General features: G+C 56.3%; 15 protein-coding genes and 6 pseudogenes. 12 read left to right on the top strand and 9 right to left on the bottom strand.

The features are described 5' to 3' along the window. Nucleotides 1–254 precede the first annotated feature (254 nt). The gene (locus ACMX3H_RS02400) at nt 255–749 is read left to right on the top strand and encodes a hypothetical protein (protein ID WP_415209667.1); all 495 of its coding nucleotides are present in this window, start codon (nt 255–257) and stop codon (nt 747–749) included. Nucleotides 750–783: 34 nt separating this feature from the next. On the opposite strand, the gene ACMX3H_RS02405 is transcribed toward ACMX3H_RS02400, so the two are convergent. After that, nucleotides 784–1,746: a GntR family transcriptional regulator gene (locus ACMX3H_RS02405; protein WP_415209668.1), complete on the bottom strand. Its 963-nt coding sequence runs from the start codon at nt 1,744–1,746 to the stop codon at nt 784–786. A gap of 278 nt (nt 1,747–2,024) precedes the next feature. On the opposite strand from ACMX3H_RS02405, the gene ACMX3H_RS02410 reads away from it, so the two are divergent. Continuing rightward, a complete protein-coding gene (locus tag ACMX3H_RS02410) occupies nt 2,025–2,891 on the top strand; it encodes a fumarylacetoacetate hydrolase family protein (protein WP_415209669.1) in 867 nt (288 codons plus the stop codon). A 175-nt stretch (nt 2,892–3,066) separates the two neighbouring features. Here ACMX3H_RS02410 and ACMX3H_RS02415 read toward each other — a convergent pair. Continuing rightward, nucleotides 3,067–3,282: pseudogene (locus tag ACMX3H_RS02415) on the bottom strand (transposase domain-containing protein); the annotation flags it as partial. Here ACMX3H_RS02415 and ACMX3H_RS02420 point away from each other — a divergent pair. Further along, nucleotides 3,282–3,548 (top strand): annotated as a pseudogene (locus tag ACMX3H_RS02420) (transposase domain-containing protein); the annotation flags it as partial. The pseudogenes ACMX3H_RS02415 and ACMX3H_RS02420 sit on opposite strands and share 1 nt — an antisense overlap. 39 nt (nt 3,549–3,587) lie before the next feature. After that, the gene (locus ACMX3H_RS02425) at nt 3,588–4,343 is read left to right on the top strand and encodes a hypothetical protein (protein WP_415209670.1); all 756 of its coding nucleotides are present in this window, start codon (nt 3,588–3,590) and stop codon (nt 4,341–4,343) included. A 118-nt stretch (nt 4,344–4,461) separates the two neighbouring features. Here the strand turns inward: ACMX3H_RS02425 and ACMX3H_RS02430 are convergent, their stop codons facing one another. Both ACMX3H_RS02430 and trhA read right to left on the bottom strand, forming a co-directional pair. Continuing rightward, complete coding sequence (locus ACMX3H_RS02430) at nt 4,462–4,593, bottom strand: hypothetical protein (RefSeq protein ID WP_415209671.1); 132 nt, start codon at nt 4,591–4,593, stop codon at nt 4,462–4,464. A 209-nt stretch (nt 4,594–4,802) separates the two neighbouring features. Then, nucleotides 4,803–5,426 carry a PAQR family membrane homeostasis protein TrhA gene (trhA, locus tag ACMX3H_RS02435; RefSeq protein ID WP_415209672.1) on the bottom strand — a complete coding sequence of 208 codons (624 nt, stop codon included), beginning with the start codon at nt 5,424–5,426 and terminating at the stop codon, nt 4,803–4,805. A gap of 209 nt (nt 5,427–5,635) precedes the next feature. Between trhA and ACMX3H_RS02440 the strand changes: the two are divergent. After that, nucleotides 5,636–6,244, top strand: a pseudogene (locus ACMX3H_RS02440) (HD domain-containing protein). 87 nt (nt 6,245–6,331) lie between these two features. Here ACMX3H_RS02440 and gcvP read toward each other — a convergent pair. From gcvP to gcvT, 3 genes and pseudogenes are all read right to left on the bottom strand, one after another. Beyond that, nucleotides 6,332–9,195 (bottom strand): annotated as a pseudogene (gene gcvP, locus ACMX3H_RS02445) (aminomethyl-transferring glycine dehydrogenase). Between the two features lie 84 nt (nt 9,196–9,279). Next, nucleotides 9,280–9,675: a glycine cleavage system protein GcvH gene (gene gcvH / locus ACMX3H_RS02450; protein ID WP_415209673.1), complete on the bottom strand. Its 396-nt coding sequence runs from the start codon at nt 9,673–9,675 to the stop codon at nt 9,280–9,282. A gap of 26 nt (nt 9,676–9,701) precedes the next feature. Further along, on the bottom strand, nt 9,702–10,802 hold the full coding sequence (gene gcvT / locus ACMX3H_RS02455) for a glycine cleavage system aminomethyltransferase GcvT (protein WP_415209674.1): 1,101 nt from the start codon (nt 10,800–10,802) through the stop codon (nt 9,702–9,704). A 465-nt stretch (nt 10,803–11,267) separates the two neighbouring features. On the opposite strand from gcvT, the pseudogene ACMX3H_RS02460 reads away from it, so the two are divergent. Then, nucleotides 11,268–11,495: pseudogene (locus ACMX3H_RS02460) on the top strand (IS21 family transposase); the annotation flags it as partial. Here the strand turns inward: ACMX3H_RS02460 and ACMX3H_RS02465 are convergent. Further along, nucleotides 11,491–11,715, bottom strand: a pseudogene (locus ACMX3H_RS02465) (IS21 family transposase); the annotation flags it as partial. The pseudogenes ACMX3H_RS02460 and ACMX3H_RS02465 sit on opposite strands and share 5 nt — an antisense overlap. A 170-nt stretch (nt 11,716–11,885) precedes the next feature. Between ACMX3H_RS02465 and ACMX3H_RS02470 the strand changes: the two are divergent. From ACMX3H_RS02470 to ACMX3H_RS02495, 6 genes are all read left to right on the top strand, one after another. Further along, nucleotides 11,886–12,413: a collagen-like protein gene (locus tag ACMX3H_RS02470; protein WP_415209675.1), complete on the top strand. Its 528-nt coding sequence runs from the start codon at nt 11,886–11,888 to the stop codon at nt 12,411–12,413. Further along, complete coding sequence (locus ACMX3H_RS02475) at nt 12,410–13,360, top strand: major capsid family protein (protein WP_415209676.1); 951 nt, start codon at nt 12,410–12,412, stop codon at nt 13,358–13,360. The genes ACMX3H_RS02470 and ACMX3H_RS02475 overlap by 4 nt, the downstream gene beginning before the upstream one ends. 15 nt (nt 13,361–13,375) lie before the next feature. Next, complete coding sequence (locus ACMX3H_RS02480; RefSeq protein WP_415209677.1) at nt 13,376–13,627, top strand: hypothetical protein; 252 nt, start codon at nt 13,376–13,378, stop codon at nt 13,625–13,627. A 158-nt stretch (nt 13,628–13,785) separates the two neighbouring features. Next, nucleotides 13,786–14,172 carry a hypothetical protein gene (locus ACMX3H_RS02485; protein ID WP_415209678.1) on the top strand — a complete coding sequence of 129 codons (387 nt, stop codon included), beginning with the start codon at nt 13,786–13,788 and terminating at the stop codon, nt 14,170–14,172. A 54-nt stretch (nt 14,173–14,226) separates the two neighbouring features. Continuing rightward, nucleotides 14,227–14,385 (top strand): hypothetical protein, encoded by a 159-nt coding sequence (locus ACMX3H_RS02490; RefSeq protein WP_415209679.1) that lies wholly within the window; start codon nt 14,227–14,229, stop codon nt 14,383–14,385. A 6-nt stretch (nt 14,386–14,391) separates the two neighbouring features. Next, a complete protein-coding gene (locus tag ACMX3H_RS02495; RefSeq protein WP_415209680.1) occupies nt 14,392–14,601 on the top strand; it encodes a hypothetical protein in 210 nt (69 codons plus the stop codon). A gap of 108 nt (nt 14,602–14,709) precedes the next feature. On the opposite strand, the gene ACMX3H_RS02500 is transcribed toward ACMX3H_RS02495, so the two are convergent. Beyond that, nucleotides 14,710–14,817: transposase domain-containing protein (locus tag ACMX3H_RS02500; protein ID WP_415209556.1), on the bottom strand; the 108-nt coding region annotated here is incomplete at its 5' end.

Below are 14,817 nucleotides of genomic sequence, written 5' to 3' on the forward strand. Positions count from 1 at the left end.
AAAGTCCAGCGGGAAATTTGGACGACGTCTTGAGGGTTTTGGTGGGGTTTGTTTCATGAATTGCGCCCATTAAAAAAATAATGGACATCATCTTTAATAACTTGATGGGGAATTAACAGACGGCGCTGGGCGTACGCTTACACCCTCACGCGATTAAATTTGCCAGCCGTTACCCCGCACCTTCCTCTGCTCACAACGCCCACCTCGCGCTGGGCTTCGCCCATCCTGCCGACAGTGCAAGGCGCTGCTATATCATGGTGGACAATTTTATCACACATCATTATTTTCGCAACGTCAGCATTGAGCCGCAGCATAGCGCACTGGGTGCTAGGTCCGCTTGCCTAACGCAAGCCCTGGAGGCCGACACGGGACCGCCGCACGAGCTAAAGGACGATACCGGAGAGGCTGGCCAGGGTGGGGCCGAGGCCATGCAGGATATTCAACGGCAGCTGATGCCACTGGCTAATCGCTACCTTAACGTGTTTCGCAACATGCAAGGTGACGCGAGCATCACCGTGGAGCAGTTTATCGAAAGCATAAAACGCGACAAGATGCTCAGAGCGAACCTTATCATGGACGACAAGCAGTTCGTCGTGCGCATCATTGCCGACCTGGCGCAGGCGCGCCATAAGATCCTTCAGCAAACAGGGCCGCGCCCCGTGTTAGCTGGTGAGCGGCAGGCGCCGCCGACGGCGTCATCGACGTTTCTGTGTATGCTCTATGAGCTGGTGCTCACCTTTGACGAATAGACGCACCCGGCGCAACGGCCCCGCGCCGCCGGGGCTAAAGCGGCATTAAATAAGACGGAATCGCGCTGTTGGTCAAATGCACGGCGCTGTTAAAGCGCCGCAGCCACCGATCATCGGCGCGCTGTAAATGCGTGCGCAGGGCTTCCGCCGCGGCCGTCGTTTGCCGGCTCAGCAGCAGATCGTAAATGTGCAGGTGTTCTTTGAGCGCGTCTTCGATAAGGGATAGAGGGATGTGCAGCACCGGATCGAACAAATAGCGGGTCGGCACAAACAAAATGCGGGTGCGCGCCAGCACTTGCAAGATCTCAACATTGGGGCAGGAGGAGAGCAGGCGTACATGCAGGTCGTTTTCGACGACATCGGTATCGAAACCTTCACGCGGGAAGCCGTCCAGCGATTGCACTACCGTCTCGCGCGCCTGGCGCAAGGCGCTTTCCGTGACCCGTGGGGCCGCCTGCAGCAAGGCCTGGGGTTCTAATAGCCAACGAATTTCATAGAGGTGATGGGTTTTTTCCGGGGTAACCTGGGCGGCAATCCAGCGGCCCAGGGCATCTTTATTCACCAGACCGACGCTGTGCATTCGCGCCAGCACCTCGCGGACCACGGTCCGGCTGACGTTAAAATGCGTCGCCACGCGGTCTTCGATGATCCGCACCGCGCTGAAAAGGGCGCTGGTGCAAATAGCCTGTTCAAGCTGATCGTACATGCTTTCCCAGCGCGCCACCGGCGGAATTTTTATGGTGGCCAGATTCGCATGCTGCGACGCGCGACGCGCATCGGCGTGACCCGCAACCGTATACCCCCGCCCTTGACCCTCCTGGATAAGCTTTTGATCGCACAGTCGGCGCAACGCATGGCGGGCTGGCGAACAGCTGATACCAAAGGCCTTTGACACATGCGCTTCCAGCAGTTTTTCGCCCGGTGCGAGGCGGCCATCGTCAATCATGGTTTTTAGCAAATGAAAGGCGCGATCCTGCAGGGAAAGCTTATCCGTCATATCCTGACATAGTTTGGGCTTGTTGGCACCAAAAAAGGCGGTGAACACGGGTAGTGGAGCATTGGTTCTCATTATTGTAAGCGGCGCTATCGCTGTCCAGTACTACGCGCGACATCGCCGTCGTTTCTCCCTTCGCAGCGTGATACTCCTCGCAAAAAGAAGCAGAATAGTGATGGATTTATCATTTTATTAACTTTTTTTTGACAGCTTGGGCGAACTTTCATTAACTAAGTGTACATTGAATGCAAAGCACGTTTTAGATGAAGGGGAAAGGCATCATGAAGCTAGTGCGCTGGGGAGAGCCGGGCCATGAGAAACCGGGCGTGTTGGACGAAGAGCAGCAGATCCGCGATGTGAGCGGCATCGTTGACGACTGGCACGGGCAGAGACTGTCCGACGACAGCTTGCAGCGCCTGCGGTCGTTGTCCCTATCCAGGTTACCGCAGGTCAGCCCGGGCACGCGTCTTGGCCCTTGCGTAGCGCGTCCAGGCAAAATTGTCTGCGTCGGATTGAACTATCGCGATCATGCCCATGAGGCCGGTATGATGGCGCTGCCGCAAGAGCCCATCTTATTTTTGAAAGTCACCAGCGCCATCACCGGCCCTCAGGACCCAATTGAAATTCCGCCCGGCGCCAGCAAAGTCGATTGGGAGGTGGAGCTGGGCGTGGTCATCGGGTGGCACGGACGCTATCTCACCCAGGCGCAGGTGCTGGATCATGTCGCCGGCTATTGCGTGCTTAACGACATTTCGGAACGCGCCTGGCAAATCGAGCGCGGCGGGCAGTGGGACAAGGGGAAATGTGCCGATACCTTCGCGCCGCTAGGGCCCTATCTGGTCACGCGTGATGACATCATCGATGAGCAAAACCTGGCGCTGTGGCTCGAGGTGGATGGCGTGCGGCGCCAGGAAAGCAACACCGGTGAAATGATTTTCGGCGTTGCGCAACTGGTGGCCTATATCAGTCAATTCATGAGCTTACAGCCAGGCGATATTATCGCCACCGGCACGCCGGCGGGGGTGGGAATGGGGTTTACGCCGCCGGTTTATCTCAGGCCGGGTCAGACGCTGCGCCTCGGCATCGACGGCCTGGGCGAACAATACAATGTTACCGTGGCCGCCGCCCGCGCCGGGACGGGCGTATGAGGCAGACCATCACCTGCCTCGATGACCTGCAGCGCCTGGCGCGGCGGCGCGTGCCGAGGCTGTTTTATGACTATGTCGACAGCGGCTCCTGAACGCAGGCCACTTACCGCGAAAACAGCGAGGATCTCGCGCGGTTGCATTTTCGGTAAGCGTACGCCCAGCGCCGTATTGACAGTTATTCAGCAGGGATGGTGAGGTTCCACGGCAGGAGCTCTTTGATTTTGTTGATGGGATGATCCGCAATAATCGCCAGCACATGGCGCAGATACGCTTCCGGCTCCACGCCGTTCAGTTTGCAACTGCCGATCAGCGTATACATCAGCGCCGCCCGGTCGCCGCCGCTATCCGAACCGAAGAATAGATAGTTCTTGCGACCCAGGCTTATTACCCGCCGGCGATGGYTGGGCGGAGATCGACAATAATATCGCTGAAAACGCGCKGCGGGTAATAAGCCTGGGTCGCAAGAACTATCTGTTCTTCGGTTCGGATAGCGGCGGCGACCGGGCGGCGCTGATGTATACGCTGATCGGTAGTTGCAAACTAAACGACGTGGAGCCGGAAGCGTATCTGCGCCATGTGCTGGCGATTATCGCGGATCATCCCATCAACAAAATCAAAAAGCTCCTGCCGTGGAACCTCACCATCCCTGCTGAATAACTGTCAATACGGCGCAGGGCGTACGCTTACCAAAATTTAATGAACGTACAAGATTTAACCATGAATAGCGGCAACGGCATCGACTCTCAGCGGTTGCTGACTATGGTCAACGAAACGCGCAAGGAGTACGGCGAACCACCCATCCGCAACAATGTTTTCATCGACCGCATCAAAGATGAGCTTGAAGGCGAGCACTACAAAATTTTTGTAGTGCAAAAAACGAACAACACAGAGTCCGAAATTATCCATATGACGCTCAAGCAAGCCCTCCGTGTTGCGGCACGTGAATCAAAGGCAGTTCGCCGCTCGCTGATTGATAAGCTGGAGCAACAGGCTGTACCCAAATCACAGGCAGAGTTAATCGCGGCTATGGCACTGGCGAATGTTGCCCAGGAGCGCCGCCTGAAATCGGTGGAAACGCAAGTCGAGCAGGTTGCCGAGGAAATCGACCACATCAAGCAAGGCACTATCCCCGCCGGTTATCAGGGCTACAGCTATCTGCAAGCGACTTACGGCCTCAGCAATGCCAAAAGCAAGCAGCTGGTCATGGCGTGGGGTGTCCCGCATAAAAAGGTTCCCCATGTCGCGCCGGGCGGTCAGGTTACGCAAATGTCCGTTGTTCATGAAAATAATTTCGTTTCTGCACTGAGCAACATGATGTACGAGGCAGAGCAGCGCGGCACCCAATGGTACCACCAGAAGATGGGGCGCTTTTCTATTGCCGGATGGGAAGTCGATGGAAATAACGCGAACCCTTTTGTCTATAACGGCTCAACCAAACCATTAGCGCATTAATTTAAAAGGACGTGAATCATAAATAACATTATTTGCAGCGACAGTGTAAGAGATATGGTTCTGTTTGACGATGATTCATCAAAACCATTCGCAACAGCAGATGAAGAAATCATGTCGCTCAAAGGCGAATTGGCAAAATGGAAGGCACTGGACGAAGGGCAGGAATGGCTGTTAAAAGGTAAGCGCCCCGTGGAGGACATCTTGAATTATTGGTGGGTTTGTTGTATGGCCCGGTAAGAATATGTTCCACTACGATGCCTAGTGAACACGCATCCTATAAGGGACGGCTGTCAGATTATGGATAATCCGGCGATGATAGTGTCCACTTAAATTTTAATGGACACTATCACAAACTTCAGAACCACTAATTTCATATCACTCAAACCGGGATGGAAATAAAAATTATTAAAATCAATATAATGTGAAAATGCAATGAGCATAAGCGTGTATAACGTAGGTTTACTGTCTCATACAACAAACCCACCAATAATTCAAGACGTCCTCCACGGGGCGCTTACTCCGTTCCCAGACGTAGAAAACCACGCCCAGCGAGTAGATCACGCCCCCCGCCGCCAGCAGCGCCACGCCGCCGGCGGGTAAACGCTGCACCAGCTGATAAATGACCACCAGCGATAACCAGCCCATGGTTAAATACGTGATGATGGATATAACGCGAAAGCGATGCGCGAACACCAGTTTGAACAGGACGCCCACCGCCGCCATCACCCAGATGACCACCATCAGCCATTTGGCCAGCGGCGAGGCCAGGCCTATCAACAAAAACGGCGTATAGGTGCCGGCGATCAACAGGTAAATCGCGCAGTGGTCGACCTTCTTCAGCCAGCGTTTAGCCGGCGGATGGGGGATGGTGTGGTAAAGCGTCGAGGCCAGATACAGCAAGATCATACTGCCGCCGTAAAGGCTGTAGCTGGTCACCGCGAGCGCGTTGGCCCCAGCTTCGCTTGCCTGATTGAGCATGAGAACCAGACCGACAATACCAAAGATCACCCCCACGCCGTGACTGACGCTATTGGCTATCTCTTCCGCCAAGGAGTAGCTTTTGGCTAATGGTTTGTTTCTCATAGATTATCTTACCTCTGCTAAACGATGCGTTCGTCCGTACGCGCACAGTATATATGGTAATCGACAGGCAATTCGGTGTACATTTGTACGCTGAAATAAACCGTGAGGAAATGTAAAGGCGCGCCGTCCAGGGCGCGGCTATTCCGGTCGAATTCACGGGTAAATTGGCCTACATTAGGCCGCTCAAATGGATTATGCCGGGGAATCTGATGGCTACAACACCACCCGCGCTGGCTTTCGGCGAACTGACCGAAGTCGTCGCTTTTCTGATCGAAATTGATAAGCTCAAAAGCATACAACGCCGCACCAAAGTACTTGGTACCCAACGGTAGGAGAACACCGCGGAGCACAGTTGGCACTTTGCGGTCGCGGTGATGGCCCTGGCCCCCTATGCCGACGCCGATGTCGATATCACTCGCGTGACGCAAATGGCGCTGGTTCACGACATCGTCGAAATCGATGCCGGCGACGTGCTGGTCTACGATCTCGCTGGGCGCGAGGCAGTCCACGCGATGGAAGCAAAGGCGGCACAGCGGCTGTTCGGGCAGCTGCCGACGCCGCAGCGTCGCCAGTTTCATGAATTGTGGCTGGAATATGAGGCGGGTGAAACCCCAAGCACCCGTTTCGCCCTGATGATCGATAGGCTAATGCCGGTGCTGATGAACCTGCATAACCAGGGGCAGAGCTGGGTCGAGAACGGCATCACCCTCGAACAGGTGCTGACGCGCAACGCGTTTATCGCCGATGTCTATCCGGCGCTATGGACGCATCTTACCCGGCACCTGCAGCAGGCGCAGCAGCAAGGCTGGCTAAAATAACGCAGCGGACGGCGATATCTTCGCCGGGACAATATTTATCTACGGCACACCGACCGGATGGCGCCCGCCGGCGCCTAGCCGTGACGTTTAGGCATAATCGCCGATGGGCACGCAGGAGCAAAACAAATTGCGGTCGCCATAAACATCGTCCAACCGTTTTACCGCCGGCCAGTATTTATCGCCATACCCGGCCGGGAATGCCGCAACCTGGCGATCGTACGGATAGCGCCACTCGCCGGCCAGCTCACGCTGGGTATGGGGCGCGTTCACCAGCGGATTATCGCTTGCCGGCCAGATGCCGTCCGCCACCTGCTGGATTTCGGCGCGGATCGCCAGCATCGCCTCAATGAAGCGATCGAGCTCCAGCTGGCTTTCCGATTCGGTGGGCTCGACCATCAGCGTACCGGCCACCGGGAAAGACATAGTGGGGGCGTGGAAACCATAGTCGATCAGGCGTTTGGCGATATCCATTTCGCTGATGCCGGTGGCCTCTTTCAGCGGTCGGATATCCAGGATACATTCGTGGGCCACGCGGCCGTCGCGTCCGGTATACAGCACCGGATAAGCCTGCTGCAACCGGCTGGCGATATAATTGGCGTTCAGAATCGCCACCTGGCTGGCTTGTTTTAATCCTTCCGCGCCCATCATACGGATATACATCCAACTGATGGGTAAGATCGACGCGCTGCCGAACGGCGCGGCGCTGACGGCACCCTGGCGGGTTAAAACGCCGTCCAGTTCCACCACCGAATGACCGGGGACGAACGGGGCCAGATGCGCCTTCACGCCGATGGGTCCCATGCCCGGACCGCCGCCGCCGTGGGGGATGCAGAAGGTTTTATGCAGGTTGAGATGCGATACATCGGCGCCGATATAGCCCGGCGACGTGATCCCCACCTGGCATTCATATTGGCGCCGTCCAGATAGACCTGGCCGCCGTATTGATGGACAATCTGGCACACTTCACGGATGGTTTCTTCATAAACGCCGTGGGTTGAGGGGTAGGTCACCATAATGCAGGACAATTGCTCGCCTGCCTGCTCGGCCTTGACGCGCAAATCGTGCAAATCAATGTTGCCATTCTTATCGCAGGCCACCACGGTGACCGACATGCCGGCCATCTGCGCCGACGCCGGGTTGGTACCGTGGGCTGAGCTCGGGATAAGACAAATATGACGCTCGCCCTGATTACGGCTCTCATGATAACGACGAATCGCCAGCAGGCCGGCATATTCGCCCTGGGCGCCGGAGTTCGGCTGCATGCACAGGGCATCGTAGCCGGTCAGTTGGATAAGCCAGCGCGAGAGTTGGGCGATCATCTGCTGGTATCCCGCCGCCTGCTCCGGGGGGCAGAAAGGATGCAGCTCGGCGAATTCCGGCCAGGTAATAGGGATCATCTCGGCGGCTGCGTTAAGCTTCATCGTGCAGGATCCGAGCGGGATCATCGCCTGGTTCAGCGCCAGATCCTTGCGCTCCAGCCGGTGCATATAGCGCATCATTTCCGTTTCGCTATGGTAGCGGTTGAACACCTCATGGGTCAGGATAGGCGTGGTGCGCAGCAGTTCCTGCGGGATCACGTCGCCGCAGCCGGCATCCAGCGCATCGATTGCCAGGGTGTCCGTGGCGCCCGTGACCACCTGCCAGAGGGTTTGCACATCTTCACGCACGGTCGTTTCGTCAAGGGTGATGCCCACCGCGCCATGAATGTCGCTGCGCAAATTGATGCCGGCGGCATCGGCGCGCGCCAGCACGCCCGCTTTATCGGCTACTTCGACGGTCAGGGTATCGAACCAGCGATCGTGCCTGAGCGTCAGGCCGGCGTCGCGCAGCCCCTGCGCTAGAATCATTGTCAGGCGGTGAATACGCCCCGCGATGCGTTGCAGCCCCTGCGGACCGTGATAGACGGCATACAGGCCGGCGATATTGGCCAGCAACACCTGTGAAGTACAAATGTTCGAGTTCGCCTTCTCGCGGCGAATATGCTGCTCGCGCGTCTGCATCGCCATGTGCAGTGCGATATCGCCGGCGGCGTCGTGGGAAACACCTATAATCCGCCCCGGCATGGAGCGCTTCATCTCATCGCGGGCGGCGAAAAACGCCGCGTGCGGGCCGCCGTACCCCATCGGCACGCCGAAGCGCTGCGACGAACCGAACACCACATCGGCGCCCTGCGCGCCGGGCGCGGCCAGCAGCAGCAGCGAGAGTAAATCCGCCGCCACGCAGCTGATGATTTTACGGCTGTTGAGCTCGGCAATCAGCGCGTGATAGTCATGCAGCTCGCCGGTGGTGCCCACCTGCTGTAGCAGCACGCCGAAGAGATCGGGATGTTCCAGCGCCGCCTCTGCCTTATCGATGACCAGCTCAAAGCCAAAGGTGCCGGCGCGGGTGCGCACGACATCCAGGGTTTGAGGATGCACATCGTCGGCGACGAAAAAGCGGTTTGCCTGCTTCAACTTGCTGGCGCGCTTGGCGAGCGCCATGGCTTCGGCGGCCGCGGTGGCTTCATCCAGCAGCGAGGCCGAGGCGATGTCCAGACCCGTCAAATCCAGCGTCAGCTGTTGAAAATTAAGCAGCGTTTCAAGCCGGCCCTGGGATACCTCGGGCTGATAGGGTGTGTAGGCGGTGTACCAGCCCGGGTTTTCCAGCATATTGCACAGAATAACGGGCGGCGTCACCACCGCGCTATAGCCCATGCCGATAAAGGATTTGTAGCGCTGGTTCTGACTGGCGATAGCCTTTAGCTCCGCCAGCGCCTGCGCTTCCGTCGTCGGCTCGCCCATGGCGGGTGCCGCGGCAAGCTGAATGTCCACCGGCACGATTTGGGCAATGAGCCCCGCCAGGGAATCGCTGCCCACGGCGGCAAGCATATTTGCCTGTTGCGGCGCGGAAGGGCCGATATGACGCGCTATGAAGGCGTCATGATGTTCAAGCTGGCTGAGAGTCTGGGTCATGGACAACAATTCCTGCATCGGGCGTGGGACCGGAAAAGGGTAATCGCGAGGGGCACCCCGGCGGTCGCGGCCGGGGCGTCAGCGTTATTCGTCTTCTTCGTCGATGGCGGCCTGATAAGCGGCGGCGTCGAGCAATTCGTTCACTTCGCTTTCGTCGGCGGCTTTAATCTTAAACAGCCAGCCATCGGTATAAGGCGCGCAGTTGACCAACTCCGGCGACCCGTCGAGATCGTCGTTCACCGCCACGATTTCGCCGCTAATGGGCGCATAGATATCCGATGCGGCTTTTACCGATTCCGCTACGGCGCAATCTTCGCCGGCGGAGAACGAGGCGCCAATTTCGGGTAGGTCCATGAACACCATATCGCCCAACAGCTCCTGCGCATGCTCGGTAATCCCGACACAATAAACGCCGTCGCCTTCGTTTAACACCCACTCATGGGATGCGGTATATTTTAATTCTGTCGGCACATTGCTCATCGCCATCCTCACTATGACAAAGTTAGTTATTGCGCAACCGCTTTGCCGGCGCGCACAAAACCGGGTTTGGTGACCTTAACCGGCATTTCGCGGTTACGGATTAACACTATCGCCTGCTGGCCGATGCCGGCCGGCACTCGCGCCAGCGCAATGCTGACGCCCAGAGTGGGTGAAAACGAGCCGCTGGTGATGATGCCTTGCTGCATATTGCCGGAAGCGTCGGTGAAATGGACCGGCAGGCCATTGCGCAATACGCCTTTTTCGGTCATCACCAATCCGACCAATTGTTCGCCGTCGCCGGCGGCGCGCTGGGCCTCCAGCGCCTCGCGCCCGATGAAATCGCGGTCCTCCGGCTGCCAGGTAATGGTCCAACCCATATTGGCCGCGAGCGGAGAAATGCTTTCGTCCATTTCCTGGCCGTAAAGGTTCATCCCCGCCTCCAGGCGCAAAGTATCGCGCGCGCCCAGTCCACAGGGCTTCACGCCAGCCGCCAGCCGCCACCGCCAGAAATCCGCGGCCTGCGTGGCGGGTAACGCAATCTCATAGCCCGCCTCGCCAGTATAGCCGGTGGTAGCGATGAACAGATTGCCGGCCTGCACGCCGAAAAACGGTTTCATTCCGGCCACCGCCTGACGCTGTTGCGGGGTGAAGAGCGTCTGCGTTTTGCTTTGCGCCTGCGGCCCCTGCACTGCAATCAGCGCCAGATCGTCGCGCACGTTTGCCGTCACCTGGTAGCGCTCGGCGTGGCGAGTGATCCACTCAACGTCTTTGTCGCGGGTGGCGGAATTCACCACCAGGCGAAACTCGGTTTCGGAAAGGAAATAGACGATAAGATCGTCTATCACCCCGCCGGAAGCATTAAGCATGCCGGTGTAAAGCGCTTTGCCGGGCACTGTCAGCTTGGCGACATCATTGGCCAGCAGATAACGCAGAAAATCACGGGTGCGCAGCCCCGCTAAGTCGACAATGGTCATATGGGACACGTCGAACATGCCGGCATCGCGCCGTACCTGATGATGTTCATCCAGTTGGGAACCATAGTGGAGCGGCATCATCCAGCCGTGGAAATCCACCATTTTGGCGCCGCACGCGAGGTGCTCTTCATACAGCGGGGTCTGCTGAGCCATCTTTTCTCTCTTACTCAATGGGAAGACAGATAACTACCGAAGCGCTCAAAGCCCCTGCACGGGCGGGTAAAGGGGGCTGACGCAAACGATACCTTTAGGCAGAACTTATCATTGAACGGCGGTGGAAACCATAACTTAAATTATCAACCGCTGGAAAAGCCACGTGAAAGATAAGGAAAGCTAGACGCGATATTATGCTGCATAAAAGCGGATTTCGGCGCACGAAACAGGCATCACAATGGGTAAAAGGAAAGTTTAATTGCTGGTTCCGGTCACGTCCGATCACTGATTCTGATTTCATCCGATCACTGATTCCGGTCGCCCGATCAGCGATTCCGATTCTGTCCGATCGCTCATCTTCTGTTCCGCTATACTCTGGAGATTTTTAACTTCCGGGGGTATGGCATGGCACGTAAAAAGAAGAACGCGAGAACAAAAATGTAAATATATATCAATGTATTACGCATGAAATTTGAGCAGCGTCGCTCGAATCGCACCATCGCAGCAGCGCTCGGCATCGGCTGTACCACAGTGCACGATATCCTCGGCCKATTCACGGTAGCTAACCTGGTCTGGCCATTGCCGGCGGAACTGTCCCCCGTCGACCTCGACCACCTGCTCTATCCCGGCAAATCCGGTAAGGCTATCAAGACCTTACCCAGCTGGCTTGATATCGATACCGAATTAAGCCGGGATAGAGCAGGTGGTCGAGGTCGAAGGGGGACAGTTCCGCCGGCAATGGCCAGACCAGGTTAGCTACCGTGAATAGGCCGAGGATATCGTKCACTGTGGTACAGCCGATGCCGAGCGCTGCTGCGATNNTNCGANNNGNNCGACGCTGCTCAAATTTCATGCGTAATACMTTGATATAGATGCACATTTMTGTTCTCGCGTTCTTCTTTTTACGTGCCATGCCATACCCCCGGAARCTAAAAGTCTCCAGAGTATGGYGGAACAGAAGATGAGCGATCGGACAGAATCGGAATCGCTGATCGGGCGACCGGAATCAGTGATCGGATGAAATCAGAATCAGTGATCGGACGTGACCGGAGCCAGCAAATGGCGAAATGAAGGAATAAGACGATGGCAGAATTATCACAATACAAAAGGCTTCCCGGCCAAATTGCGGATACCGCCTTTAAAGACGTGATATCCCACTGTGCGGCTGAAAACGTACCGTTTGGTGTCTTCGTCACCGAAGCGAACGGGAAAGTGAAGGCAGGTGGTGAGGGTGTACTGTGCGGTGTTTCCGTGCGCCAACAGACCAATGTGCTCGGCTACTATCCGAAACAGACCTGTGTTGGCACGATGCAAATGGAACGCATTTGGGTGAAAGTGAAAGAAGGCGAGGAATTAAAAAAAGAGACCAAGGTGAGTTATGACCCGGCAACGGGGAAGCTTGTTGCCAGCGGCAAGGCGGTGGCTAACGCGCGTTTGGTCACGGATGCTGTGCAATCTGCCAACGACACCCGGATTGCACAGGTCGATTTTCATGCCTCGCTGGACGCTGTGAATGTGGCGCAAGGCCCCAAAGGTGATAAAGGCGATAGAGGGCCGCAAGGACCCCAAGGTCCGAAAGGCGACAAGGGCGATAAAGGAGATCCAGCATGACTATCACACAAACGATGCGCCAGGACAGCATCTTTCAGTATGACACTAACATCCTGCGCGGTGCGGTGGCCGGTTTTGCCCGTAACGATGAGTCGACGCTGGAAGAGCTTGCGGCGTTGTTGTATGTCACACGCGAGCGGGTCATCGACTACACGCCGATGTTGACGCAGTTGCAGAAATTGGTTCCCGTTAAAGCCGAGGTGGCGAATTGGACGGATTCATTCGTATTGACCGACGGTTTTACCGTAGGCGAACCGAAAATCATCAGCGATAATGCGGATGATTTGCCGACCATTGACCGCGGGTTGAACGCTCACGCCACACGCGCTCATTTGCTCGGTGCCAGCTACTGCTACTCGGTACCTGAGTTAGAAAAAGCACGTGCCAATGGTCTCGAACTGCCCACCGACAAGGCCATCTATGTGCGTCAGGAGATGGACAGGAAAATCGCCACTATCGGTGTCTACGGCGATGCTGATTATGCGATGCAGGGGCTGTTGACGTATCCGTTCACCACTATTGAAGACAGTGTAGAGGCGAAAACGGCGCTGGCGAAAATCACCAGCTTCATCAACCAGCACTGGAACCTGAAAGGTGGTGTGTTCCCGGTGACGCACATTGTACTGCCGCAGGCGTTGTATGACGACATGAGCATCACGCCAAGCAATCCTAATACCAACCTGACCGTACTGGCGGCGCTCAAACAAGCGAATCCGGGTATCGAGTTTGTGAAGGCCAATGAACTCAACTCCGCGGGGAAAAGTGGCAAGGGCAGTATCGTTATCGGCACTATCCGTAACGATATCCTGCGTAACCGTGTTCCCGTGGCCTTTACCGCACTTCCTGCGCAAGCACGCAACATCAACATTTACGTGCCGTGCTACTGCAAGGTGGCGGGTCTGGAGGTGTTGCAGAAAGATGCCATCCTGCGTGTTGATCTGAAGTAGTGCGGAGGCGGTGAGATGTTAACCATTGAGAAAGCCAAAATGCTGCTCTCAGTGTATGCGCCCGCTTTGGCGTTGAGCGTCACCAACGAAAAGCTGGAAGTCTTGCTGGCGGTGGCGGCATCTCATCACCCGCATTGCCTCAAGGATGTCAAAGGAGATGAGGCTGAACTGTATTACCTCATCTACCTGCTGTTATTGGCGAAGGCAACGGACAGGCAGCAAGCCTCGGATTTGCTCGCGGTACAAAGCGTCAGAGTCGGCGAATAGCAATATACCTTTTCTACGTCTGAAACAGAGGAGAATGCTGCTTCGCCGGCGTACTGGCTGGCAAAGTGGCAGTCGCTGGAGGATATCTGCGCTTCGCTGGGCGCCATCACCGTGAGCGGCGACGGTGATTGTTGCTGTCATGAGCACTGGGGGGCTTAATGAAAGTGACTCTCAGTGCGAAAGATGCCGGGTTGGAGAGAGAAATCGACACCCTGCTATCGCTTAACCGTGTCGACATTACCGAAGGTATCCACGAAGATGCCGGAAGCGTTGATGGGATTAGCATCGCGGAATATGCCGCTATGAACGACCTGGGCACTCGGCACATTCCGGCGCGTCCGTGGCTGCGGTCGTATTGGGAAACCCAGTCCGAGCGGGTGATGAAGGCGTTTGAGCGGCTTTCTAAAATTAATGACCTGCCTACCGCGCTCGAAAAACTGGCGTTATGGGTAGAGAGACCGACCACCGCAATTACGTCAAACGCACCTACTGGCCGCGTAATACCCTGCAAACCATTGAACACAAGGGGTCTGACAAGCCGCTGATTGACGAAGGCTTCCTGATCAACGCGATACTCTGCCGCATCAAGGGAGGCTGAGATGCTGACGTTTTTCAAGCGCCCGTTTCAGCTGCGCCGGGTTAAAACCGGTAGTGGCTATGACGAGGGTGGCTACGCCATCAAAACGCAGTGGGGAGAGCTGGAAACGCTGTTCTGCAATATACAGCCAGTGCGTGCCGACAAACAAAACGCGCTGTAGCTGGAAGTGCAGGGCCGAGCCTACAACCGTGCCATCATCCTCTATGCGGAAGAGTGTCTGAACGTGGCAGGGCAAAATACTGTCGATGGTGACGTGATCAGCTACAACGGCGTCAATTACCTGCTATGCGCCGAGCAGACGTGGGACAACAGTCTGCACTTTTCGATTGCCCATTACCGCTATATTGGTTTGGATTGCTGGAAGGAGGACGCTTGAGCGCCAGAGACAAACTGCATGCGCTTATCCGTGCCGCTACTCCCGAAAATCTCCCCGTTATCCAGTCTCACCAGAATCGTAAGCGTACGCCCAGCGCCGTATTGACAGTTATTCAGCAGGGATGGTGAGGTTCCACGGCAGGAGCTCTTTGATTTTGTTGATGGGATGATCCGCGATAATCGCCAGCACATGGCGCAGATACGCTTCCGGCTCCAC

Source organism: Sodalis sp. (in: enterobacteria), assembly GCF_047607725.1.
Classification (GTDB): Bacteria; Pseudomonadota; Gammaproteobacteria; order Enterobacterales; family Enterobacteriaceae; genus JBLKSS01.